The organism is Bacillus sp. SD075 (assembly GCF_017355165.1).
GTDB lineage: Bacteria > Bacillota > Bacilli > Bacillales > DSM-1321 > Peribacillus.
Window position 1 is genome coordinate 113,808 of record NZ_JADILK010000005.1, and the last position, 24,851, is coordinate 138,658.

Annotated in this window: 20 protein-coding genes and 1 pseudogene; 3 read left to right on the forward strand and 18 right to left on the reverse strand. The window is 40.5% G+C overall.

What is annotated here, in order from left to right:
* Complete coding sequence (locus IOC57_RS06175) at positions 1–747, reverse strand: YqjF family protein (protein ID WP_207437879.1); 747 nt, start codon at positions 745–747, stop codon at positions 1–3.
* Positions 748–957: 210 nt separating this feature from the next.
* On the opposite strand from IOC57_RS06175, the gene IOC57_RS06180 reads away from it, so the two are divergent.
* A complete protein-coding gene (locus IOC57_RS06180; RefSeq protein ID WP_207437880.1) occupies positions 958–2,370 on the forward strand; it encodes an FMN-binding glutamate synthase family protein in 1,413 nt (470 codons plus the stop codon).
* A 454-nt stretch (positions 2,371–2,824) separates the two neighbouring features.
* Here IOC57_RS06180 and menC read toward each other — a convergent pair whose 3' ends face one another.
* The 5 genes and pseudogenes from menC to IOC57_RS06205 all read right to left on the reverse strand — a co-directional run bounded on the left by menC (position 2,825) and on the right by IOC57_RS06205 (position 8,596).
* The gene (gene menC, locus IOC57_RS06185) at positions 2,825–3,940 is read right to left on the reverse strand and encodes an o-succinylbenzoate synthase (RefSeq protein WP_207437881.1); all 1,116 of its coding nucleotides are present in this window, start codon (positions 3,938–3,940) and stop codon (positions 2,825–2,827) included.
* A gap of 117 nt (positions 3,941–4,057) precedes the next feature.
* Positions 4,058–4,888: a GNAT family N-acetyltransferase gene (locus IOC57_RS06190; RefSeq protein WP_286184562.1), complete on the reverse strand. Its 831-nt coding sequence runs from the start codon at positions 4,886–4,888 to the stop codon at positions 4,058–4,060.
* Between the two features lie 159 nt (positions 4,889–5,047).
* Positions 5,048–6,546, reverse strand: a pseudogene (locus tag IOC57_RS06195) (amino acid permease).
* A 21-nt stretch (positions 6,547–6,567) separates the two neighbouring features.
* The gene (locus IOC57_RS06200; RefSeq protein ID WP_207437882.1) at positions 6,568–7,698 is read right to left on the reverse strand and encodes an amidohydrolase; all 1,131 of its coding nucleotides are present in this window, start codon (positions 7,696–7,698) and stop codon (positions 6,568–6,570) included.
* 43 nt (positions 7,699–7,741) lie between these two features.
* A complete protein-coding gene (locus IOC57_RS06205) occupies positions 7,742–8,596 on the reverse strand; it encodes a MurR/RpiR family transcriptional regulator (protein ID WP_207437883.1) in 855 nt (284 codons plus the stop codon).
* A 577-nt stretch (positions 8,597–9,173) separates the two neighbouring features.
* Here IOC57_RS06205 and IOC57_RS06210 point away from each other — a divergent pair.
* Complete coding sequence (locus IOC57_RS06210) at positions 9,174–9,590, forward strand: PaaI family thioesterase (RefSeq protein ID WP_207437884.1); 417 nt, start codon at positions 9,174–9,176, stop codon at positions 9,588–9,590.
* Positions 9,591–9,764: 174 nt separating this feature from the next.
* Here IOC57_RS06210 and IOC57_RS06215 read toward each other — a convergent pair whose 3' ends face one another.
* The 6 genes from IOC57_RS06215 to IOC57_RS06240 all read right to left on the reverse strand — a co-directional run bounded on the left by IOC57_RS06215 (position 9,765) and on the right by IOC57_RS06240 (position 16,247).
* Positions 9,765–10,337 (reverse strand): hypothetical protein, encoded by a 573-nt coding sequence (locus tag IOC57_RS06215; protein WP_207437885.1) that lies wholly within the window; start codon positions 10,335–10,337, stop codon positions 9,765–9,767.
* A 687-nt stretch (positions 10,338–11,024) separates the two neighbouring features.
* Positions 11,025–11,945 carry a ribokinase gene (gene rbsK, locus IOC57_RS06220; protein ID WP_207437886.1) on the reverse strand — a complete coding sequence of 307 codons (921 nt, stop codon included), beginning with the start codon at positions 11,943–11,945 and terminating at the stop codon, positions 11,025–11,027.
* A 12-nt stretch (positions 11,946–11,957) separates the two neighbouring features.
* Complete coding sequence (locus IOC57_RS06225) at positions 11,958–12,971, reverse strand: aldose 1-epimerase family protein (protein ID WP_207437887.1); 1,014 nt, start codon at positions 12,969–12,971, stop codon at positions 11,958–11,960.
* 79 nt (positions 12,972–13,050) lie between these two features.
* Entirely contained in the window at positions 13,051–14,397 is a 1,347-nt protein-coding gene (gene fucP, locus IOC57_RS06230) for an L-fucose:H+ symporter permease (RefSeq protein ID WP_207437888.1), read from the reverse strand.
* A 60-nt stretch (positions 14,398–14,457) separates the two neighbouring features.
* Positions 14,458–15,123 (reverse strand): deoxyribose-phosphate aldolase, encoded by a 666-nt coding sequence (gene deoC / locus IOC57_RS06235; protein WP_286184564.1) that lies wholly within the window; start codon positions 15,121–15,123, stop codon positions 14,458–14,460.
* A 101-nt stretch (positions 15,124–15,224) separates the two neighbouring features.
* Positions 15,225–16,247: a LacI family DNA-binding transcriptional regulator gene (locus tag IOC57_RS06240; protein WP_207437889.1), complete on the reverse strand. Its 1,023-nt coding sequence runs from the start codon at positions 16,245–16,247 to the stop codon at positions 15,225–15,227.
* Between the two features lie 593 nt (positions 16,248–16,840).
* Here IOC57_RS06240 and IOC57_RS06245 point away from each other — a divergent pair.
* Positions 16,841–17,494, forward strand: coding sequence for a hypothetical protein (locus IOC57_RS06245; RefSeq protein WP_207437890.1), 654 nt, complete (start codon positions 16,841–16,843; stop codon positions 17,492–17,494).
* A gap of 108 nt (positions 17,495–17,602) precedes the next feature.
* On the opposite strand, the gene IOC57_RS06250 is transcribed toward IOC57_RS06245, so the two are convergent.
* The 6 genes from IOC57_RS06250 to IOC57_RS06275 all read right to left on the reverse strand — a co-directional run bounded on the left by IOC57_RS06250 (position 17,603) and on the right by IOC57_RS06275 (position 24,842).
* The gene (locus IOC57_RS06250) at positions 17,603–19,201 is read right to left on the reverse strand and encodes a long-chain-fatty-acid--CoA ligase (protein ID WP_207437891.1); all 1,599 of its coding nucleotides are present in this window, start codon (positions 19,199–19,201) and stop codon (positions 17,603–17,605) included.
* Between the two features lie 67 nt (positions 19,202–19,268).
* Positions 19,269–19,673 carry a PaaI family thioesterase gene (locus tag IOC57_RS06255; RefSeq protein WP_207437892.1) on the reverse strand — a complete coding sequence of 135 codons (405 nt, stop codon included), beginning with the start codon at positions 19,671–19,673 and terminating at the stop codon, positions 19,269–19,271.
* 91 nt (positions 19,674–19,764) lie between these two features.
* The gene (locus IOC57_RS06260; RefSeq protein WP_207437893.1) at positions 19,765–20,949 is read right to left on the reverse strand and encodes a thiolase family protein; all 1,185 of its coding nucleotides are present in this window, start codon (positions 20,947–20,949) and stop codon (positions 19,765–19,767) included.
* Positions 20,950–21,017: 68 nt separating this feature from the next.
* Positions 21,018–22,166, reverse strand: coding sequence for an acyl-CoA dehydrogenase family protein (locus IOC57_RS06265; RefSeq protein WP_207437894.1), 1,149 nt, complete (start codon positions 22,164–22,166; stop codon positions 21,018–21,020).
* Between the two features lie 129 nt (positions 22,167–22,295).
* On the reverse strand, positions 22,296–23,468 hold the full coding sequence (locus tag IOC57_RS06270) for a thiolase family protein (protein ID WP_207437895.1): 1,173 nt from the start codon (positions 23,466–23,468) through the stop codon (positions 22,296–22,298).
* Between the two features lie 96 nt (positions 23,469–23,564).
* Complete coding sequence (locus IOC57_RS06275; RefSeq protein ID WP_207437896.1) at positions 23,565–24,842, reverse strand: MFS transporter; 1,278 nt, start codon at positions 24,840–24,842, stop codon at positions 23,565–23,567.
* Positions 24,843–24,851 lie beyond the last annotated feature (9 nt).

A 24,851-nucleotide genomic window follows, 5' to 3' on the forward strand; every position in this document is an offset into this window, starting at 1 on the left:
CTAGAACCGTGTTTTCTTAATATTCCATATAAGTGTATCAACACCTTTAGAGAAATGAAAAAGCGGTTTGACTTCAGTAAGGTCAAAGTTAAAGGGAGTAAAAAGTGTATTCGTACATATCTCTGCCTCTACTTTTTGTAGCGGCCAAGGACGGTGGTGTATTTCTCCGCAATAGATAGTGACTCCATTATCCGTACTATACAAGCAATATCTCTCTGTGAGCCAATGGTCTAAAGTTCCTTTTTCCGGAAAATAAACTTCTGGTATTGGAGCATACTTTGCATTAAATCTAATTGGTGTATTTGTTTTTCCTTTACGAATACTTTGACAATGAAAGGTCCGTCCCTTTTTTTCTAAAGAAATTTGTGCAGAATAATAGGGTAAACGAAACCATTTCTTGGCTATTGTATAGGAGGCCCAGTCATCAACGTCAAGAGACATGAAAAAGATACCGGGTTTACCATCACAATGAACATATGTCCTTACATTGATTTCTGAAAATTCAGGGGTCAGTGATACAGATGACAATCCACGAGGATAAATTCCCTCCATAACGAAGAGAATAACTCCCAACCAGGCATATCCATCATAGGTGTCAATTTCTAAATGAGGAGGAATATGCGGTCTTAGTGTTTTAGCTGGAATAGGCCAATGAGTAAACAAGAGATTTCTCCAAGGTTGTCGCATAATCCACTTTTTTGAAGGTATTGGCCAAGGACGGTGAGCGTTATCATCTAGTAAGTTCATGAAAAGTATCTCCTTTATATCTACTTAGTTCAGAGGTGAAAAAACTCAGAAAACCATTTGATGTTGCTTGTATTTTTCAATTGCTCTCTGCATGGACTTTCACCCTATAAAGTTGTGAGTGATATCTTTATAAAATAACATATTATTACTTTTTTTGGAAATTACCATAAAATCAGGCTGTTAAATTATTTTGATAGTGGAGATGTGAATATGTCGAACATTCTATCCTATTTATCTTTTGTGATGGTTGCAATAATATTTGTCCTATTTTTATCCATGCTTATTGGTTGGCGTTGGATTATGAAACGTTTAGTTAAGAAAATTGGAAAAATCATTTTAACCGACAGCTATCAAGAAAATATCATGGAGTTGATGCCAGGACTAAGGCATATGGGCGTTCAAAATATGCTTGAAAATAGCTTGCGTGCAGAAACAGGCGATGTCCTTCATCGGCCACTTGGCTCTTCAAAAAAATGGCCGCATTTGGATCCAATTACTTTTATTCCTGCTCAAACGACACCATTTCCTATTGATGGTGAAGAAGACGTTGATGTTAAGGTAACCATTGGACCAAAAGCAAAAAAACCAATGAAAATAAAAATTCCTCTTATGATTACAGGGATGGCCTATGGTATCGCACTTAGTGAACAAACAAGGCTTTCTTTGGCGGAAGCGGCAAAAAACGTAGGAACCGCGATTAATTCCGGAGAAGGCGGGGTGATACCTGAAGAATTAGATAAAGCGGGAAAGTATATATTACAGTTTTCAAAAACAGAATGGTCAAAGGAAGAAGATCTTATTAAGCGTGCCGACATGATTGAAATAAAGTTGGGACAAGGCGCACTAGCTGGGATGGGGGGGAAAATTTCACCCGAAAATTTAACAGGCCGGGCTCGTGAAGTGATGGGGCTTAAAGAGAATGAGGATGGAGTCATTTTTGAACAATTTTTTGAAAATCAAACATTGAATGATATTAAAAAACTTGTTAATGAACTTCGGAGCATAACTGGTGGTGTTCCCATTGGTGTAAAAATGGGGGCAGGTGGAAAAATCGAAGATGATATAGATCATTTAATTGAACTCGGTGTTGATTTCATTACAATTGACGGCGGCCAAGCAGCCACACACGGTGCCCCCCCCATTTTATCCGATGACATGGGAATACCAACATTGCATGCAGTTGTCCGGGCTGTTAATCATTTAGAAAAGAGAAAGATGAAGGGCCAAATTAGTTTAATTGTCTCAGGAGGTCTATTAGTGCCTGGGCACTTTTTAAAAGTACTTGCACTCGGTGCTGATGCTGTTTATGTAGGATCTGCCATATTATTTGCTGTCTCACATAGTCAAGCATTGAATGCTCTTCCCTTCGAACCACCTACACAAGTTGTTTGGAATCAAGGTAAATTCAAGGATCAATTTAAGATAGAAGATGGAGTAAAAGCAGCAGAGAAATTCTTTACAGCAAGTATAGAAGAAATGAAAATGGCATTAAGAGCGATGGGGAAACGTTCATTAAAGGAGTTGTCAAAAAAAGATTTAGTTTCGTATGATGAACTGACTGCTAAAATGATTGGTATTCCCTTTTCATTTGAACCTTGGGAAGACAAAAAGAGAAATCACTGATTGTGTATGGAAAGCAAAGTTAAAAAATCCAGATTGACAAACGATCGCATGTTATATTTTGATAAGGTAAGATTAAGCCTTGAATATTAAAAGGGCCACACATTTTTGATATGTCTAATATGTGTGGTCCCTTTGCCCATTCGTTAGCTGATCAGCAAGAAAAAAGAGCTGCCGTCGCAACCCCATCTTCAACTAAACCCGCTAATAGGATGTCAATAACTTTCTCTGAAATTTCCATTTCCCTTACGATATACTATTTTTGGTCCTTCAATTTACTGCTTCGATACTACTACCCTGTAAGCCATTCAAGTACAATTAATGCCGCTGGCTTTTAAGCCATTGCTTATTTGGAACTTTACGACTGCACTTTTACAAGAATGATTGCAGCATACTTGCCTTATGTAGAAAAATAGATAATGCAGGGAGGAACTACCTTAGGCGTTTCTTTCAACCTCTAACTTAAATTAAATGTTTGACTGTGAATAGTATACTTATCGATTTTTTCCATGCTTGGTTCATAGCCAATTCCGGGCAATTCTGGAACCATGATCATTCCGTTTTCCACTGTAACTTCAGGGTCAATAATATCTTCTGCCCAGTAGAGGGAGGAAGCTGCGGTATCTCCAGGAAGAGTAAAATTTGGCAGTGAAGTGATTGCAATATTATGCGCTCTTCCAATACCTGATTCCAGCATCCCCCCACACCATAGCGGAATTTCATGTTCAAGACATAAATCATGGATTTTCTTGGATTCAGTCAAACCTCCAACACGGCCAATCTTAATATTAATAATTTTACAGCTGCCTAATTTAATAGCTTTCCTAGCATCCTCTAATGAGTGAATGCTTTCATCCAGGCAAATAGGTGTTTTTAACCTTGACTGTAAATCTGCATGATCAATGATATCATTATAGGCAAGTGGTTGTTCAATCATCATTAAATTAAAATCATCCAAGGCGGATAGCCGGTCTATATCTTGCAATGTATAAGCTGAATTCGCATCTGCCATGAGCGGGATTTCTGGATATACTTTTCTGACCTTGCCTATTAATTCAACATCCCAGCCCGGTTTGATTTTAAGTTTAAAACGTTTATAGCCTTCAAGTAGACATGCTTCAATCATAGCTAGAGTCGAATCGATCGAATCCTTTATTCCGATGCTTACCCCCACTTCAATTTTCCTTTTTGTTCCACCCAACACACTCGAGAGAGAAGCATTTTGTTTTTTAGCATACAAATCCCAAACAGCACCCTCTAATGCGGCTTTTGCCATATAATTCCCGCGAATATGGTTGAAATATTTTTCAGAGAGTTCATCCGGATGTTTGATTTCATTTTTAAGAATAATGGGAATTAGATAATCTTCGAGTATATGCCAATTTGTTTTTAAGGTCTCTTCATTATACAGAGGGTCGAGCATCGCAACCGATTCAGCCCAACCGGAAATTCCATCATCGCTTTTGGCTTCTACAAGGATAAAATCCCTATCGTATTCCGTACCAAAACTTGTTGTAAAAGGTTCAAGCAAGTCTAGCTTAAGATGTCTTAGAATAACTTGTTTAATTTTCACTTGGAAATTCTCCTTTTGTGATAAAACTGTTAAAAGACACAGGCTTACCAAATTTTTTATTAAATAGGCTGACAGCAGCCTGAAATTACTAAAAAAATGATAGTAATCCTTACTAGTTCATTTCCTTGATAGTACATAAAACTGAACGGGAATTTCTATCATGGAATTCTTTAATAAATCAGTTACCTGCCATCCTTGCTGAAATAAATCGGTAAAAATGTCCCTGGTTTTCATTCTCCATTCATTGGCCGCTTGAATATTTGTGATTCTTATTGTTCGGAAGTCCTTTGGAATGGCCACAAAGGCTGTATCACATTCATATTCAGGCAGCGGAAGAGTGATAGTAGGAATAGGCACTCCCATTTCAATGGTATCCCATTGAATAAGCGAGTTTTCTATCACAAATTCCAACGATATTCCCCGTCCACTAGAACCCGTTGTATCGTTTTTACCGATATGCCATTCGACAAGAAAGCGGTCGGAAGGAATTCCACTGTTTAAAAGATCCTCCATTTCGCCATAGCAGTTTGTGATATATGTGGAACATACCCCGCCAAGCTTGGCTATATTTAAGTACCCATTAACACTTTCTAATGGATCATATGTCCAAGTAATAAGGGAATAGCCGAGCTTTATCGCTTCCTCACGTTGTGTTAACTTTAACTTCTCCCCTATACCTTTGTTGCGAAATTGCTCATCTATTCCTAGTATATGTGAACAAAGGTAGGCTGATTGCCCATTGAATCCCGGAAAGCTGTATAGAAATCCAATCAGTTTCCTTTCGCAATATGCTCCTATAACCAAACCACCGTTTTTCACGGCTGTTATGGTTTGGTGTGAGGGGATAGAGTCGGTTTCTCCCCAAATGCTGGACTCCAGCCTTCTTACTTCCTCCAACTCTTCAATTCTATGAAGAGAACGAATTACAATTTCCTTTGTTTTCATCATGGTCAACCTCCTCGGAAAATCACAAGCGCCTTGATCAACCTACCATAAAATGGACAAGTTAGTTCCTCAGCTGACGGCCTGCCTTGGCTAGGCACGGCAGCAATAATGTAAAGGGTTTTCTAAAAATGAAATACTATCCCTACTTTTCCCACAAAGAGATTATTCAACTTTACTGAAATCAGCCCCTTGCAATGGAATCATTTTTGTTCTCTTTACGATTTTATAACCTAGAAATGCCAGGAAAAATAAAGGAAGCCCGATATAAGAAATTAATATTCCATACCAGTCAATCTCAGGGCCAAAAAAAGCAGAGTAATTTTGTCCCAGAATAGCCGTAACACATAAAAATGTGGCTAATATCGGACCGAAGGGATACCACTTTGATACATAAGGTAAATCTTTCAAATCTCTTCCTTGTGCAATGAACGCCTTCCGGAAACGATAATGTGTAATCGAAATTCCTAACCAGGATATAAAGCCTGATAATCCTGCAGCATTTAATAACCAAGTATAAATCATGCCTTCACCGAAAAAAGAGGTTAGGAAAGCTGCCATTCCAACAATGGTAGAAAAATACACAGCGTTCACTGGAATGCCGCCTGAATTCACTTTTTTTAGAAACGAAGGGGCTTTTCCTTCTTTTGCCAGCACCCATAGGACTCGAGAAGCTCCGTACATGGCGGAATTGCCCGCAGAAAGAACAGAAGTAAGGATTACCACATTCATAACGGAGGCAGCGATCGCAAGCCCTGCGTTTTGAAATACTAGAGTGAAGGGACTTACCGCAATATCTTCAATATCCGAGCTTAGCAAACGCGGATCATTATAATTGATTAAAAATCCAATCACAATTATCGCCAATACATAAAACAAGAGCAGCCTCCAGAAGATTTGCTTAATGGCTTTGGGTATATTTTTTCTCGGATTTTCACTCTCGCCGGCCGCAATTCCTACTAACTCGGTGCCTTGAAAGGCAAATCCAACCACCATAAAAACGCTTATAACGGATAAAAAGCCTCCTTTAAACGGCGCCTCCCCTTTGGTGATATTTTCAAAACCTACTGCATCCCCCCCATGATTCCTACAATCATTAATAACCCTACTGCTATAAAAATGATAATCGTCAAAACCTTTATAATGGCAAACCAGAATTCTGATTCTCCATATCCTTTTACCGATAAAATATTCAGGCCAAATATGAGTGCAAGAAATAATGCGCTCCAAATGATTCCCGGAACAGAAGGCAGCCAATATTTCATAATCAGGGAGGAAGCTGCTAATTCAAGAGCGACTACGATTGCATTGTTATACCAATAGTTCCATCCGATCGCAAATCCTAATGCCGGATCGACAAACCTTGATGTATAGGTACTGAAAGAGCCTGTAATAGGAATAAGGGCAGCCATTTCGGCTAAACTTGTCATAAGAAAAAAAACCATGATTCCGGCAATTATATAGGCAGCTACAGCTCCTCCAGGACCCGCAGTATGAATAATGGAACCACTTGCTAAAAATAGTCCCGTTCCAATGGTTCCGCCGATTGCAATCATGGAAAGATGCCTTGGTTTCAGCTTGCGCTCCAGTTGTTTTTCATTAGTGGCTGCTTCGCCACCAGTTTGTGATGTTTGTGCGGTATTTTCCATAAAACACCCCTTCATTAATTTTCAAAGTGAAAAATTTTATTCTCCTGTCGCCGTAATTACTGTGTTAATTAAAATTTTCGTTCCATAAATAAGTGCTTCTAGATTAAATTTCATATTCGGATGGTGCAGACCAGGCGTTAAATCACAACCTAACCCTATCATCGTTGCTGGTAAATCAGGAGTGTGGGCTGTATAAAAATGAAAATCCTCTCCCCCTTGAGAAACACAGACTGGAACGACATTTTCCTTGCCAAGTATATCTGCTATTGCAATTTCTGCCAGCTTTATGGCTTTTTCATGCAAACTCGCTGCTGGGACGAATTCTTCTGCAGACCAGGAGATGGATGTTTCAGTTTGTTCCATTGTCTGGTCAATGGCTTCCTTTGTTAAGCGGTTTAGTTCATTCATCACATCATTTGACTGAGCTCTGGCATCAATTGCAAAGACAGCTGTTTCCGGAATAATGTTTGATGCTTTGTTGTTTGTTTCAAATTGAGTCATTTTGATGGAATAAGGAGTTTCGGTTTCCAGATTAATCTGCTGTAACTTTTGGACAAGCAACGCTGCTGCCTCGATGACATTTATTCCATCTTGCGGACGGGATGCATGCGCCTGAAGACCTTTGATGGTTCCCCTTATTGTTTCGGCAGAGCCATGGACAATGACGGGGGAAGCTTTCATATAAGGAACCTCCGAACTGGGTCTTACATGTACCCCGAATAAATATGTAACATTATCCAATGCGCCATCATTGATCATTTGAAGAGCGCCTTCTCCTTTTTCTTCCGCAGGCTGAAATATAAATCGGATAGTGTGTTTGGGCCGGATTCCGCTAGAGGCAATGGCCAATGCTGTATATAAAACCATTGTGCTATGTGCATCATGTCCACATGAATGATTGGCCTTTACCGTGCCACCTACTTCCTGAACAAGTGCATCCATATCTGCCCTTAATGCCACAACCTTTTTTGAGATGCCCGGAATCTCGGCAATGATTCCAAAATGGCCTTGAAATTTTTTTAGGGTTATTCCCGCTTTCTTAAGACATTTCATTATATAGCTAGACGTCCTTTCCTCCTGCCAGCTTGGCTCAGCCAAAGAATGCAGGTCATGGTAGGACTTTATCAATGATTCTTGTTGCTGATCTATATATTGAATCGGGTGCATGATGATGCGTCTCCTTTACAAGAATTTCAACTTTCTTAAAAACTCATTCCGTAAACACTTCATAACTTGAATATAGCCTTTCTAACTTTTGCTGATGGGTATATATCCGTTTTGCGTCTTTTTGATGTATACCAGCAATAACCAAGTCCAATAAGCTAATAACGGAAGCGATTGAGTTGGTTCCGGTTTCTGCGTTTTCTTCAGTTGTCAGTGCAATATCAGAGATTCGGCCAACAGGGGACAGGAGGCGGTCTGTAATTGAAATTAAACAAACTCCTTGTTCTTTGGCACACTCCGCAACTTTTAATGTTTCATTCGCATATCTTGGAAACGAAAAAACTACCACTACAGACTTGTTAGTGAGATTACAAAACTTTTCATAGAAGTCACCTGTTGGTGAACATAAACTAACATTTTCCCTTAATGAACTTAGCGTATAGGAGAACCAATAGGCGGCGGCATGGGAAATCCGATGCCCAGCAATTAATATTTGATCAGCCTGGATCAGGACATCGACTGCTTTCCATATATCCTGAACATTCGTATGATCTAATAGATGTCTTAAAATATGAACTTCGTTTTCTATCACTTTGGTAAATGGATCTTGCTTGTCATCAATACGGAGAATGGAATCATTATTGGATAGGTCTATTTGATTTTGGTGCAGCAGCTGTTTTTGAATCCTGGCCTGCATTCTACTAAATCCTTCAAATCCTAAGGAATAGGAAAAACGAATGACAGTCGTTTCACTAACCTCCGCTTCCTTACCAATTTGAAAAGCCGTTTTAAAGGCGGCTTCATCCAAATTTTCAATCAGGTAAGCAGCAACTTTTTTTTGACCTGCCGACAGATGGTCAAATTTTTCCTTTACTAGTAGTTTAAAAGGAAGATGTTCCAAAATATAACCCCTTTCCGATGAATTAAATACTTCTTATAAATAAAATGATGAAGGTAATACTTCTTTTTTTATAGACTAGCACAAATAAAATGGAAAAAGAAGAAGATTTTTGATATTTTAGATAATTACTAACTTCAACTTTCCCTACAATTTTTATAAAAAGACATACCAGATGACCTCAGAAATCCCGCCCCCTTTCCGCCGACTGTCGCCAAGCCTCCTCATCGCTAGCGTCTGTGGCATCTCGGGTAGCCAGTTATACAAGCGGGATTGCGCAGATTTCTTCAATCCAATGAAGGTTTCATCCAAATAAACCAGTTGATTGGAGCGGGTGTTCGAGACTCCTGCGGGGAAAGCGCGTCTAGGGGAGACCCCGCAGGCGCAAGCGAGGGGAAATCAACGTGCTAGTTTTACAATCACTCAAAAAGAGAATATTCCAGTTGATTTCAGAAATCCCCCTTCTTCATTGTTTAATTACTTTATTTGTAAAATCAACAACTTCAGTGATATTTAATATCAAGATATATGTTAGAATATTCTGTATTGTAGTTTCAACTTATTCAAGGAGGGCAAATTAATGGGGAAATCACTTAAAGGACACGAACTTTTACAAGTTATAACGGAGGGGAAACAACCCCCAAATTGTGATTTAACGTTACAGATTGAAGCAAATTATGCCCAGGATGGAATTGCGAGGGGACTATGGAAGGTGGATGAAAAATTCATAAACGGAAATGGTGTAGCAATGGGTGGCTTTGTCACTTCTGCAGCAGATATTATAATGGCTTATGCGATATCATCTAAATTAAGTATCGGACAATCCTTCGCATCCATCGATTTACATACTACCTTTCATCGGCCAGTAAGATTGGGGGACGTACAGGTTGAAGCAAAAGTAGACCGAATCGGAAAAAAAACAGCTTATGTACTCGCAGATTTAATTCAAAATGATAAAAAAGTGGCAAGCGTTGTGTCATCAGTTATGGTCCTTTAAACTGGATAAAAAAGCATGTTGCACAAAAAATCCCTTCGTAACATGCTTTTTTCGTTTAGATAATTCGATACTATCCCTTCACCGGTTGTAAGTAGATAAACTTATTTCTAGGAATTAAAGAACTCTGAAGAACGGGACACAGGATATATTTTTTCTTTGGAAAGAGATCCTGCATCAAACTAGCCATCGCAGCACAGGGCTATTGAGATCCAAGGTGAATAGACCGTAATCAATGACGACCATTTCATTATTCTCGTTATATCCGACATTATCTAAACGCAAATCTATTGGTATAATACCGTACCTCAGGAATTTTAATTCCAACTTGATGAGTTTCGTATATTCCTTGATTGCAAACGGCACTTTCGTGTCCACCTTCTTCATGATAATCCAGCCCGTTCCAAACTCCTTAACCGGACAAAAATACTTTGTGGTTTCCTCATCACAGTTATTATATATATAGGCTTCATTTGCATTGCTAATTAACCCTACTTCTGAAAAGGCAACTTTTAAAATATAGCCATTATTTAAATCATAGACGACCCGGTTAAAACCATAGCCAATGATTTTATACTTGAGCTTTAGCGCTTTTCTGGCCGTAGACATTCTTTGTCCAGCGGTTTTATAAAATTGGATTTTCCCTATTTGAGATATCCAGGACTCAATGGCTTTTATCTCTTGCCGGGATAGCATTGTACTTTTATTCGGCTGATGTATCCTTCCCTTACCATTGGTAATTGACCACATTCCCTAAACGTCTCCTTTCATTTACTAGAGAGATGGTTTCCAGAGAGCTGTAAAAAAAATACATAGAATCATTATTAAGTAAAGATTTTGGTTATTACAGAGTACAAATACAAATTTTATCCCCCATAAAAATCCATATTACTTAGCGACTGCCCAGTTTCATAATATTCTCTCTTCGTAACATGATATGATTTTTATGAAAAAATGGAGTGTACAATTAAGGGGAAATTCATACACATTCCAAAAGAAGTGGGGCCAGGAATGCCCCCCAGTCCTTAAAATGTGTCCTAGTCTCCTATACCTGTTATTGCACTTACCTATTCCCCTTCCCAAAGGATCCGATAACGCGGCACCATTATATATTAAAGCCAGTTTGCTATATTTGCCTTCGCCATTCTCGTAAAATTGAAAGATTGCATTTTTTCAATGGCTCCTTATGCAAATATAATGAAAAGACAGATGACAAATAATTTGCCACCTGTCCAACTATACTTTATTTCGTCTTTCCATTTGGATACCTTAGGATATACTCACTTCGTTTTATTGGGATTTTGTTAAACCATGCATCACTTTCAACTAAAAAAACTTAACGATCCTTTTGATAAAGAAACGTCAATCCTAAAGCTATGAGATTCATATGTGGTTCTGTCTGCTTACCCAAGCGTATTTCTGAATCACTTACAATAGTTAAACTACCTTATTCAAAAACTCTTCTAATTCTCCAGAATTTGGATAAGAAGACTGTGTTCCTCGTTTAGTGACACTTAATGCGGCATAAGCTGTAGCCATTTTTATCGCATGAAGTACGTCGCCATTTTTCACAAAGAAATGTGCAAAGCATCCTATAAATGCATCTCCAGCGCCAGTAGTATCATTCGCAGTTACTTGATGTGACTCGACGGTTTGCGTTTTTTCCTTTGTAACCCACATGACGCCCTTGCTTCCCATTGTTACAATGACGTTTTTCACTCCTTTTTCAATTAACATGGACGCTGCTTGTCTAATTTGGGCATGAGAGGCCACAGGCATTCCTGTTAAAATCTCCAGTTCGCTCTCATTCGGGATAAAAAAGTCACTTTTGCACACATGATCAAAATCAAGTTCCTTTGATGCCGGTGCCGGATTCAAAATGACAGGAATGCCATGCTCATAACCAAATTCAATGGCACGGTAAACGGTTGGAAGCGGAATTTCCAGCTGAAGGACAATTAAAGAGGATGTCTTAAGCTTATCAGTTGCTCGCTCCACGTCTGCCGGCAACAGGTGTTGGTTTGCTCCCTTAATAATCAGGATGCGATTTTTTGATTCTTGATCCACAAAAATTGGTGCAACACCGCTCGATGTGCCTCTGACTTTATTGGTAAACTCGGTATCGATTCCATGACTTTCGAGGTTTTGGATGGTGTTATCGGCAAAGAGATCATCGCCAACCTTTGTTACTAACATAACCTTTGAGCCCATTTTGGCAGCTGCCACTGCCTGATTTGCTCCTTTGCCCCCGCATCCAATTTCAAAGTCCGGCGCCTCAAGCGTTTCCCCTTCTTTCGGCATTTTATCAATGTATGAAATCAAATCAACCATGTTCGATCCAATTACTGCGATATCCATTTCTTTTCCCCCTTATTTTTTCCCGGTAACAATCGTGAAAGTTCTCTCTTCCCCTGCTTCAAGCATAATCAATGTTCCTGATTTTTCTGCAGCGCTGAAGCCTTCCGGCCTGCATGTTGCAGGCAGCACGAATGATGCTACATGCTGATTTGCATTATGTAATAACCACCTTGTAGCATAATTCAATTCCGCTGTCGAAAAACTTGTAAAGAAAGTGACTCCATCGGGAGCACCCATTTCAAACTCAGCCTCTTCTTGATATAGATTCAGCTCATCCGCAAAATATACAATCTCCGGATCATACATTTCCGGATTGTTTAATATTGTGAGCGATTCTTCGCCATTTAGTAGCTTCTTATTATAATCCAGCCATTTTTCTGTTGGCTTCACATGACCTGGAATCGATTCTCTAAGCTTGAAAACACTGTTTGGAATGTTCTGCTTCATTACGGCATTTTCTAAATATGCATAATTTGTGTGGCACATATACTGAAGCGGCATTTCTGCACCCGATACATTTTTCACATTCATGCTCATTTTAATAAAACTTTTCTCTTTGAACATTTCAACGCTTGGGGTGGCAAGATAATGGTGACCGAACCCTTTGACGTACTCTGTCTGACCACTTATTTTTATACCACTATCCGTAATTTCAAGCCAAGCCCTATCCATCTCGGCACATGGCATTTCTCCATGCATTTCATGGTCATCATCCGATCCCGGACAGCCATTGCTGATTAACCCTGAATGAAAGGCAAAACATCCATATGTATCTATGACTCTATCAACCTTTTTAGGTTGAGAGAACATACTCTTCATTTTAAGATCTACACCGTCAAATTCCAAATCCCAAATCATCTGACCCATGTATGGGAGTACAACCATTCTTCCTCTTGAATTTGTCAGCTCAATCGCTTCAATACCTGATGGGTAGCGGAATAAGTTTACACTGAATTCATTGTTGGTAAAAAACACTGTTTTGATTTCCTTAAAATAGTCCCGTTGCAGTTCAATTGTTCCCTTCATGATTCCCATCCCTTTCCTATTATGTCCAAACAGGACAGCAAAGTTTAGAGCTGTCCTGATCAGATGAGCATTTACTATATTAGACTGATTCGACTGGCTTTTCTGAAGGATGGACCGATGCATTTTGCTTTTTCATTTCACCGAAAAAATAGCAACCGACGTAGATAAAGCATGCCATCGATACAAGAAAGGCCAATTGCATGGAACCGAAGAAATCAGATACAAACCCTTGTAATGCAGGGATGACCGCTCCGCCTACAATAGCCATGACGAGGATTGCTCCTGCCGTTTCTGTATATTTCTTTTCTTGTATAACTTCAAGTGTTTCTGCATAAATCGTCGCCCAGCATGGTCCAAACAGCATGCTTACCGCAACCGCAGCGTACACAGCTGTCATATTCGGTACAAATGCCACATACGCAAGAAGGGCTGAACCAATGATGGAGTAGCTAACCAATACCTTAGATGGAGAGAAGCGGGTCATCAAGAAATTGGCTATGAACTTCCCTACAAAGAAAGCACTAAAGCTATATACCATAAAGGTTGAGGCTGTACGCTCATTTATGTCAGGATTTAAATCGAGTGCAAGCCGAATGGTAAATGACCAAACCGTTACCTGCATACCGACGTATAAAAATTGTGCAGCAATCCCTTTTCGGAATCGTTTGTTTCCACCTAAGTATTTCAGAGTTTCAATGATTCCAGGTGTTTTCTCTGTAACTTTGCCGCTTTTCACTTCCGGCTTACAGGAAGGGAACTTAGTGAAAATAAACAGGACAAGTACACCGATAAGAACAAAAATCATATATCTGTAAGGTTCTAGAGTATTTTCAAGCATTTTCAGTCCAAAAGCCTGTGCCTCCGCTGGAGACATAGTCGCCAATTGCGCCTCAAGACTTGCTCCTTTTTGGAAAACGAGGTATTTCCCAAGTAAAATTCCTGAAATCGCACCAATTGGATAAAATGTTTGGCTGATATTCAATCGAAGAATCGCATACTTGCGCGGGCCAATCATGGAACTATATGTATTTGCAGCTGTCTCAAGAAAACCTAAGCCAATCGCGATGGAAAAGATTGCAAACAAAAACATTGTATAGGTAGCCATATGCGAAGCTGGGTAAAACAATGAGCATCCTACAATATAGAAAAGCAAGCCTGTAATTATGGCAAACTTATAATTAGTTTTCTTGATTACCATAGAAGCAGGTATTGCTATCAGGAAATATCCTCCATAAAATGCACTTTGTACTAAAGCACTCGCAAAATCACTCAACTCAAACACATGTTTGAACTGTGCAATCAAAATATCGTTCAAACTGGCAGCTACCGCCCATAAAGGGAAGAGCAGAGACAACAGGATAAACTGAAAAAAAGGTGTACGATTCAAATAACCATCTGGCAGCTGAATTATGTTTTGTTTTTTCATTATCTAACATCCCCTTGTGTCCATAGTTTTTAAAAGCGCATATATGATTCTTTATCTGTATCAGTATCCATCCAATACTGCTTCACCTTTCATAATCTTCACGCCCGAGCTTGCACCGACACGAGTAGCACCAGCCTCAACCATCGACTTCAAATCTTTTAAGTCACGAATTCCTCCGGATGCCTTTACACCCGCCTTATCCTTAACAATCTCATGCATTAATGCAACATCCTCAACCGTTGCTCCCCCTGTTGAGAATCCAGTAGACGTTTTCACGAAATCGGCACCTGCACGAAGTGAAAGTTCGCAAGCAATAACCTTCTCTTCTTCAGTAAGCAAAGATGTTTCTATGATCACTTTGACTAGTGCCTTTGTTTTAACAGCATCAACAACAGCACGAATGTCAGCTTCTACCTCCTCATATTCGCCTGATTTCAATACGCCAATAGCTAAGACCATATCCACTTCTTCGGCGCCATTTTGAATTGCATTCTCTGATTCAATAGCTTTTACTGCAGTCGTTGAGGCTCCTAGAGGAAAACCGATGACTGTACACACCTTCACATCGCTTCCTTTAAGTTTCTCTGCTGCCGTTTTCACCCAGATCGGGTTTACACATACAGAAGCAAAACCATATTCTCTAGCTTCTTCACATAGAGTCACTATCTGTTCTTTTGTTGCCTCAGCCTTTAACAAGGTATGGTCAATCATTTTTGCAGTACTCATCTTAATCTCTCCTCTTTCTTTAATTAGAATAAAACGCTTTCAATCTATAAAAGGTAGCGGGCGACCAGATGAATTAATCTCCTAGTGCCCTTTTCATATAATCAGAATGTATGATGCTCTAACCGGCAGGACTCCCTGACTTTAAGGTCTGGAGACAATAGATACTCCCGCTTCGGAAGCTCTCCTTTGAAACAAATCCGCTCATGCAGAAGCATAAAGGCAATCTCTCCTATAGCATTCATTGGCCTTGCAACTACACTAAGCTTCGGACTCAAAAATGTCGCGATATCCACATCATCAAAACCTATAAATGACACCTCGCTGCCAAGCTTCCAGTTTAAATCGACCAGCGCTTTCAAACAGCCGATAGTCATCATGTTGTTGGAAGAAAAAATAGCAGTTGGCCTATCATCAAGCTCAAAAAGCTTTTCAGTACACCGATAACCACTTTGCTCTCCAAAATCTCCATGAATGACATATCGTTCATCTATTTCAATGTTGTAGTCCTCTAGGGCATTTTTATAACCCAAGAACCGTTCTAGCCCAGGGGTTGTGTTCTGTGGGCCGCATATAATTGCTATCTTTCCATGCCCTTGAAGAATCAATTGCTGGACAGCTTGATAGGCCCCCTTCTTGTTATCAACAAGAACAGTATCCACTTCAAATTTTTTGATGCTTCGATCAACTGCTACTACAGGAATTTCCTGCTCTTCAAGCAGTTTTAGGTGTTCACCATCTTCATTGGCCGTTGTGATAATAACACCATCCACACCTCGCTCAATAAAATTTCTCACAATCTCTTCTTCGATTTTTGGGGATTCATTTGTACTGCTTAAAATAGTGAAATATTCTTTTTCACGAGCTTTTTGTTCAATCCCTGCCATAACAAGCGGAAAGAAAGGGTTCATGATATCAGGTACAATGACCCCGATTGTATTCGTTTCTTTTCGCTTCATAGTCCTTGCTGCAGCACTGCGAATATAGCCCAGTTCCTCAATGGCCTTTAAAATCCGATCTTCCGTTACTTTGCGAACGCCTCCTTGGTTATTAATGACCCGGGATACGGTTGCAATAGAAACGTTAGCAAGATTTGCAACATCCTGAATAGTTGGCTTTGACTCCATCTTTTAACACCTCAAAATGTAAACGTTTAGATTTTTTAAAATAAATCCGTATAAAACAAGTTAAAATCATGAAATTAATCATTATAAAATGTAAACGTTTAGATTATTCTTGGAATTAGATTACCAGGTTATTTGTGTAATAGCAAGTTATTTTGTATGCGGTTACATAAAAAATATCATCATGTCACTGACGATGATTTACATTCAAGGGTTTTTACATATGCCAGGTCACTTCCTGTTTTTTCGGCTTATTCTTTCGTTCTTTTAATAAAGAATATGTCAGCCGACATTATCGGTTGATTTATTTTTTTCATTTTAATTGGAAACGCCTTAATGTCAACCATTGCATAAACAAGATGGATCTCAATGTACTCTTCTTTCCTTCATTCGCAAAAAAATGGTATATTACTACTTTGACATCAATGGTTTATGGTTTAAGACAGGAGTGATGAACTATCCATATAAGATGGATTATATCAACAATTGCAGGAATAATACTTATTTTTGTATGTGTATTAACCTTCAATTATTTCGAGAGCGATAAAACGGAGAAAGGGAAAGATGCGGAAGCCAAGGAATCCAAAATACCTGAAGTGCAGGAATATGGCGGGACCTATCTTGAAAAAGTCGGCGATAAGGTTCGCCAAATAAATTGGGGCACATTCACATTACTTGAAACGAAGCCTATTAATGAGTCATTTGAATTGGCATCCATGGTCATCACAATCAAGGATATCCGAAGGATTCAATTATCTTCACTCACAGATGAAGTGAAGGGGGAGCTTAAGACCTATACAGGATTGAGTTTTGATGAGGCCTATTCGATTTACTATAAAGAGAATTTATCCATGGAGGAAATCGATCAACAGGCTGCGTTGTCTAAAACGGATATTGATGAAGAGGTTTCTTATCTAGAGGTAACTTATTCTGTTGAAAATAAAGATTCGAAGGAACTTCAATTCTTCAGTATGGAAAATGTTACTTTCAATGATGATCTTACATATGATGTGCCTTCTAAAAATTTCATCCATTTCGAAGATACTTTGATGGGGACAAAAAAAGTAAGTCGATCAGATTACCAACCAGGAGAAAAAAGAAAAGGCACAATTGGATTATTGGTTGATCCCGAGGATAACTTCGAACGGCTCGATTCCTTTACATTCACTACCGATGATATTGCGGATGGTGAGTCTCATGAATTATTGGTGGATGGGACTTCATTTGAAATTCCCCTAAAAGGAAAGTAGTTTTATAGTCTATAAAGATAGGATAGGAAACCCTAAATAAGGGGACATCGAAAAATGGTTTCACATATTTAGGGTTTCCTATGAGCTCCCTAACGAGAACTGATAAGCTTATCTCTCCCCGACAGTATAGTTCTCCGTTCCTTCCTCCATTAATATTCTACGCAATATTTTCCCAACAGCAGATTTGGGCAGTTGTTCCCTGAACTCAAAACTTCGCGGTACTTTATATCTGGCCAATCGTTTCACGCAAAACTCCCTGATCTCCTGCTCCGAGACTGACTTTCCTTTCTTTAAAACTATGGCCGCTTTTACCGTTTCTCCACGGTATGAATCCGGCACTCCAAATACACATGTCTCTTTTACGGCTGGATGCTGATAAATAATATCTTCGACTTCGATTGGATAAACATTATAACCGCTTGCAATAATCATATCTTTCTTCCTGCCTACTATATAAAAATATCCGTTTTCATCCATCGTCGCGATATCTCCAGTGTAAAGCCACCCATCCCGCAAAGCCGTTGCCGTTTCCTCTGGATTTTTCCAATATCCCTTCATTACTTGCGGACCTTTAATGATCAGTTCGCCAATTTCACCTGTTGGCAATTCATCAATGCCTATTTTCAGTTCTACGATTTTAGCATCGGTATTAGGGTAAGGAATTCCGATACTTCCTGGTTTTTTCTGACCTATAACTGGATTGCGGTGGGTAGTGGGTGAAGTTTCCGACATTCCAAAACCTTCTAATATTGTCACCCGTAATTTCCTTTCAAACTGATGAATGATTTCTATCGGGAGAGGGGCTGAACCACAGCTGCAGTACTTGAAGCAGCTTAAATCGTCCGCCGTTAAATCCGGGTGATTCAGTAAAGCAATATACATGGTCGGGACACCAGGAAAAATGGTTGGCCGATGTTTTCGAATCAAATCTACCACCTTGTTTATTTCAAATTTCTCCAATGTGATATAAGTTGATCCGGCATAAATGGCACTATTCAATCGACCATTACCAAACACATGGAATAATGGAGTCAAACCAAGCATACGTTCACCAGGACTTTGGAGTTGAAGGGCGTTTGCCGTGAAGGCAAAGTCTTGATAAACATTCGAGATCAAATTAAAATGCGTGAGCATGACTCCTTTTGATTTCCCTGTAGTCCCCCCTGTATATTGAAGTACAGCCACAGCTTCCTTGGGATCGATAGCCAGAGCAGGAAGGTCCATATCTTCCGTTGTTAAATCCGTTCCAGTTTCCATTAATTGTTCGGCAGATATGAACGTTAATCTTTCAGAGAAACTTGTTAGCACTAATTTTTCCCGTTGTTCCTCACGTCCAATGAACCAATTGGCTTCGGAATCCCGTAATATATAATCCAATTCACTCGACTGATACAGTGGGTTCACTTGAACGACCACACCTCCCAAACGATGAATGGCATAATAGGCAATGATATATTCTAGACAATTTGGCAGCATGATTGCTATACGATCGTCTTTTTGAAATCCACGGTTGTATAAATTCACAGCAACACGATCAGTGGCACCCTTCAATTCCATATATGTCATTTCCCGCTCCCCATCTATTACAGCTTTACAGGTTGGGTAATATCGGGATGAACGTTCCAGGAGTCCATATAATGACAATAACGGAATGTCAATTTCAGCAGGAGTTCCTTTCGGATAAAAATCATGCCAAGTTCTAGTCAATTTTTCCACACCTCATTCTTTTCTAATAAAATGGCACATAGACAAGCCAACTTTGATCATCCTTGCCTCATTTTTCACGAATGATTTTAAAAATTCCTGTGCCCTTCGCGATGATGTTGCCTTCAATATCTTTTATTTCTCCTTCAGTAAAGGCAATTTTATATCCTTTTTGAAGGACTTTTGCTTCCGCAAATAATTCCCCGCTCGATATACTGGCTAAATAATGTACAGTTAAACTTGTGGTCACGACTTTAGATTTGGTAACGGAGCGAGTCACCATTCCTAGAATGGTATCCAGCATGGTAGCATGAATGCCCCCGTGCAGTGTTCCATTAACATTTAGTAAATGTTCTTCAATGTTTAACTTTATAGTTACATTCCCTTCTTCAAACCGAATGATTTCAAACCCTATATGTGAAAAGAATGCACTACTTTCAAATTGATTACGAATATCTTCCACTTCAACAGGCAATCTTCCTCCCCCTCACCTTTGCGCGATTAAACTTATATACGGAAAGGAGCAGAAACGTATGGGGTTTCCACTCCTTTCTCATAGAGATTCTCTAGATCGTTTCAATCATGATAGCCATTCCCTGTCCTCCGCCAACACAAAGTGTAGCAACTCCATATCTTTCTTTCCTGCGAATCAGTTCATGTATTAACGTTGTCACGATCCTGGCACCCGTCGATCCGACAGGATGCCCGAGTGCAATGGCTCCCCCGTTTACATTCACCTTGTTTTCATCTAGCGATAAATCCCTGATTACTGCCAATGCCTGTGAAGCGAACGCTTCATTTAATTCGAAAAGCCCAATTTCCTCTACTTTTTTCCCGGTGCGCTCCATAAGTTTTCCGACGGCTGGTACTGGACCAATTCCCATCACTTCAGGCGAAACTCCCGCAGTCGCCCAATCGACAACCTTTGCGATTGGCTTTACTTGTAACCGTTTCGCTTCACTGGCTTTCATTAATACCAATGCAGCAGCCCCGTCATTACGGCCACAAGCATTCCCTGCAGTGACGGTTCCATTTTCCCTGAATGCCGGTTTTAAGCTTGCAAGCTTTTCCATTGTGGTTTCGGGGCGTGGATATTCATCCGTTTCAATGGTAACCGTACTTTTCCTGTCAGAGACCTGAACAGGAACGATCTCATCCTTGAACTTCCCTTCTTCTATCGCTTGCGCCGCTCTTCGTTGACTTTCCACTGAAAAGGCATCTTGTTCTTCCCTGGAAATGTTGTATCGCTGTGCAACATTTTCAGCGGTGATTCCCATCCCTAAACTTTCTCCGTAAATTTCTTGTGGTTGCTGTCCTGCTTCAGTATTTGAATCCACTAGTTTAGTCCTGTCTCCCCCAAAACGGGCACTTCTTAAATAAAGCGGAGCACGGCTCATGCTTTCCGTACCGCCGGCAACAACTATATTTGCTTGACCTGAGCTTATTTGCTGTGCGGCTGAGGTGATGGCTTGCATTCCAGATGCGCATAACCGGTTTACCGTAAAAGCCGGTGCAGAATCGGGAATCCCTGAGCGCAGAGCTGCCACCCTCGCTACATTCGAGGATTCGGTTGTTTGCCTAACCTCCCCGAAAATGACTTCATCGACTTGTTCAGCAGCAATATTAGCCCGCTTGATCGCTTCATTAATGGCAATGCTCGCTAAATGACCGGAACTAATCTCTTTAAATGCTCCACCGTACTTTCCAATTGGTGTTCGTACAGCGCTCACGATTACGATATCTTCTCCCATTTCGTTCCTCCCTCTTAAAACAAGATACATTGGCTAAAGGCTACTTGCCCGAATAAAACAGTAAACACTTAACACTCTTCCAGGACATTCCTTGCGATGATTAAACGTTGGATTTCATTCGTTCCTTCGTAAATTTTCGTTATGCGGGCATCCCGATAAAAACGTTCAACTGGATATTCGGCCATATATCCCATTCCGCCATGAATTTGAACCGCTTTATCCGCCACCCTATTAAAAACGTCTGAAGCGAACAGTTTTGCCATTGATGCTTCCTTGATCACCTTTTTTCCTTCATCAATCTTTTGTGCCGCCATCATCGTCAATGCTCTTGCGGCTTCCGTTTCGGTTGCCATATCAGCAAGCATCCATTGAATCGCTTGGTTGTCCGCGATTGGTTTACCGAATTGAATGCGCTCTTTTGCATATTTGGCTGATAATTCAATTAATTTACCGCTTGATCCCACTGCTCTTGCAGCCAATCCTACACGCCCTTCACCTAAAATTTTAAGGGCAGAGATATATCCCATCCCAACTTCGCCGATAACATTTTCTTCAGGTATGATACAATCCTCGAAAATGACCTGTGAGGTATATGATCCTCTTAACCCCATTTTTTTGTCCTTTTTGCCGACCGCCAAACCGGGAAAATCCCTTTCCACTAAAAAAGCAGTAATCCCTCCCTTTGCCCCTTTATCTTTATTCGTTAAAGCGAATACTGTATAAACATCAGCTATCGGCCCATTCGTGATGAAATGTTTCGTCCCGTTCATCATCCAGTAATCACCCTTCTTTTCTGCACTTGTTGCCAAATTGGTAGCATCCGATCCCGCTCCGGGTTCAGATAAAGCAAAAGCGCCAATTTTCGTGCCTGCTGCCATTTCAGGCAAGTATTTATTTTTCAAATGTTCGGATGCAAGCTTAACCAGACCTGTACTGCCAATCCCGGTGTGAGCGCTAATTAATGAAACAAAACCATTATGGGTCCTTCCTAACTGCTCTAATACGGTAGCCTTTCCCACCGCATTTAAGCCAATTCCACCGTACTGTTCAGGAATGCTTATCCCGAATAAACCAAGGTCTTTTGCTTTTTCCACCAAATGCTCCGGGATGGCATCTTCTTCTTCTATTTGTATGGCATAAGGCTCCACTTCCCTTTCAACAAAATTACGGATCATTTCCTTCATTTGCTGCATTTCCTTGGTTAAAGTGATTGTCATGAGTATATTCCTCCTTGGTATGTATGGTATCTATTATTAAGTTTTCTTCTCATTGGATATAGCTGAATGTCTTGTTATCATCTAATCATTTAATGGAATTCATTTTGTTCTGGTATATTATTAAAAAAGTCAAACGTCACGCTCAATTATCGTAGCAATTCCCTGTCCGCCACCAATGCAAGCTGAAATAAGAGCGAATCTTCCGGCAGAACGCTTCAATTCATAAACTGCTTTCGTCATGAGGATGGCACCCGTCGCACCTAATGGGTGTCCATGTGCAATGGCTCCCCCGTTCACATTCACTCTTGCCGGATTCATATCAAGCTCCCTATCACAAGCAATGACTTGAGCGGCAAAGGCTTCATTAATTTCAATGATGTCCATTTCATTTAAGGTAAGCCCTGATTTGTCCATTACCTTTCTAATAGCAGGAACAGGTCCTATACCCATATAATTTGGATCTACCCCTGCAACAGCCTGGGCCCTAATCGTCGCTAAAGGCTTAATCCCCAATTCCGCCGCTTTTTCCCTCGACATTATGACCAGGGCTGATGCGGCATCATTCAATCCCGAACTATTGCCTGCAGTAACGGACCCACCTTCTAAAAACGCAGGTGATAATTTGGCCAGCCCTTCTTTCGTTATTTGCGGTCGTGGATGTTCATCCAATTTAAATTCGATATCGTTGCCTTTTCTGACGGGAATGTAAATAGGTGCAATTTGCTCATTGAAACGGCCCTCTTCCACAGCCCTGGCCATATTTTTTTGGCTTTGCAAAGCGAATGCATCTTGTTCTTCCCTGCTGACCTCATATTTTTCCGCTAAGTTTTCAGCCGTGATTCCCATCGGGGGATCGCCAATCTCTTTTGGGGACAACCGGGACTTTCTGAACTGTGGTGGCTTGGCACTATATGGTTTTTCCGGACGATCCATCAAGTATGGCGCCCTGCTCATGCTCTCGACCCCACCAGCGATATAGACATCGCCTTCGCCTGCCCGGATCGCCTGTGCAGCCAAGTTGACAGCATTTATTCCCGATCCGCATTGACGGTCGACGGTCAGTCCCGGAAGAAGAATCGAGAGGCCTGTTTCCAGAGCAGTTAACCTAGCAATGTTTCCACCACCGCTTAACACATTCCCCATGATGACATCATCTATCATTCGAGGTTCGACATTCGCTCGTTTTATAGCTGCTTTCATCACTTCTGCCCCAAAAACGTGGGCAGGAACCGATGCAAGTGCACCTCCCTGTTTTCCAATTGCTGTTCGTACTGCAGAAACTATGACGGCATCTCTATTCATTTCCCCATCCGCTCCTTTTCCTTGTATTCACACCATTTTGTGCAGGCATTCCTTCATTTCACTAGTTTCATTGAATGTAAGCAGGATCGGCCATGCTTATGAGGACTTAAGATCAACGTTATCCGATCTTTTATTTTTATGATTCCCTTCTGGTTTGGCAGGTTTTACGAATATCGCAAACAGGATGCCAAAAGTCAGGACAAGGATGGCCATGAACAATATCGATAAGTTATACCCCAATAGTTGATTTCCTCCAGCTAAACTTATGATGTAACCAGTTAAAAGAGGTGCAATAATGCCTGCTATATTCCCTGATGATGTTAAAATGCTTGTCATCAATCCCCCCCGTTCTTGCATTTCATTGATCATGATCGTTGGTCCGATCGGTAAAATGGCATATGTAAGTCCCTTTGCTAAACACATGGCGACTATCACCCAGATTGGATTTTGAACTACCATAATAGAGGCAAAGAACAATGCACCAATAATCATAGCGCCCGCGACGACAAATACCCTCGATGACCGCCAATTCTGATTCTTCTTGAATATATGATCAGACGCCATTGAAACACCCATATAAATACATACGGAAACGACACCGATTATCGCAACGCTGGTTCCCATTTGACCTGGAGTCATTTTTACTGCTTCCACTAAATAAATCGGGAGCCAGACAGAAAACCAGACAACTAAAATATACGTTGAAAAATAAGCGAGTGTAGTAAACAAAGCAGTAGGTGAAGCCAGTAGCAATAAAAAGTCTTTCACTTTTATTTTTTCTAGTTTTAATTTCTTTTTCTTTTGTATGTTTTCATATACTTCCACTGGATTTTCCTTTGTTAAAAATTGAAAGAGGAAAAACCAGACGAGGCTTGCTGCACCAAGAGCCGCAAAGGCAACTTTCCAGCCGAATATCGTAATTAAGGAAACAAGGACCGGAGCCACGATCATCGCACCAACGGTTCCTCCGCCAACCACTACCGAATTGGCAAAGCCTTTCAGCTTCGGCGGAAACCACTTATCGGCATGGCTGTAAGCAATTGGACTATAGGGCCCTTCGAATGCCCCCAGTAAAATCCTGTATAGAATTAATAATGGAAGAGCGGTAATGGCCAAAACGCCGAATTGTAAAACAGTCCATGTCAGCATGATGAATCCCAGTACTTTTTTAGCCCCCAGCCTATCAGCCCATGCTGCCCCAAAGATCCCTGTTACCGGGTAAAGCCAATAATAACTGCTTCCAACAAGCCCCCACTCCGCATAGGTAAGATCGAACTCCTTCATAATGGGAACAGCAGCAAGTCCTACGATCGATTTGTCTGCAAAATTGATGACGGCTCCAAAGAATAACAGAATGAGAACAACCCAACGCATATGAATCCC

Bases quoted from the DNA above. Each gene is read 5' to 3' on its own strand.
- IOC57_RS06225 (WP_207437887.1), bottom strand. From the start codon at position 12,971: ATGAAGGGAACAATTGAACTGCAACGGGACTATTTTAAGGAAATCAAA.
- IOC57_RS06180 (WP_207437880.1), top strand. From the start codon at position 958: ATGTCGAACATTCTATCCTATTTATCTTTTGTGATGGTTGCAATAATA.
- rbsK (WP_207437886.1), bottom strand. From the start codon at position 11,945: ATGGATATCGCAGTAATTGGATCGAACATGGTTGATTTGATTTCATAC.
- IOC57_RS06275 (WP_207437896.1), bottom strand. From the start codon at position 24,842: ATGCGTTGGGTTGTTCTCATTCTGTTATTCTTTGGAGCCGTCATCAAT.
- IOC57_RS06210 (WP_207437884.1), top strand. From the start codon at position 9,174: ATGGGGAAATCACTTAAAGGACACGAACTTTTACAAGTTATAACGGAG.
- IOC57_RS06260 (WP_207437893.1), bottom strand. From the start codon at position 20,949: ATGGGAGAAGATATCGTAATCGTGAGCGCTGTACGAACACCAATTGGA.
- IOC57_RS06215 (WP_207437885.1), bottom strand. From the start codon at position 10,337: ATGTGGTCAATTACCAATGGTAAGGGAAGGATACATCAGCCGAATAAA.
- fucP (WP_207437888.1), bottom strand. From the start codon at position 14,397: ATGAAAAAACAAAACATAATTCAGCTGCCAGATGGTTATTTGAATCGT.
- IOC57_RS06240 (WP_207437889.1), bottom strand. From the start codon at position 16,247: ATGGAGTCAAAGCCAACTATTCAGGATGTTGCAAATCTTGCTAACGTT.
- IOC57_RS06175 (WP_207437879.1), bottom strand. From the start codon at position 747: ATGAACTTACTAGATGATAACGCTCACCGTCCTTGGCCAATACCTTCA.
- IOC57_RS06190 (WP_286184562.1), bottom strand. From the start codon at position 4,888: ATGATGAAAACAAAGGAAATTGTAATTCGTTCTCTTCATAGAATTGAA.
- deoC (WP_286184564.1), bottom strand. From the start codon at position 15,123: ATGAGTACTGCAAAAATGATTGACCATACCTTGTTAAAGGCTGAGGCA.
- IOC57_RS06200 (WP_207437882.1), bottom strand. From the start codon at position 7,698: ATGCACCCGATTCAATATATAGATCAGCAACAAGAATCATTGATAAAG.
- IOC57_RS06265 (WP_207437894.1), bottom strand. From the start codon at position 22,166: ATGACAATCACTTTAACCAAGGAAATGCAGCAAATGAAGGAAATGATC.
- IOC57_RS06270 (WP_207437895.1), bottom strand. From the start codon at position 23,468: ATGAATAGAGATGCCGTCATAGTTTCTGCAGTACGAACAGCAATTGGA.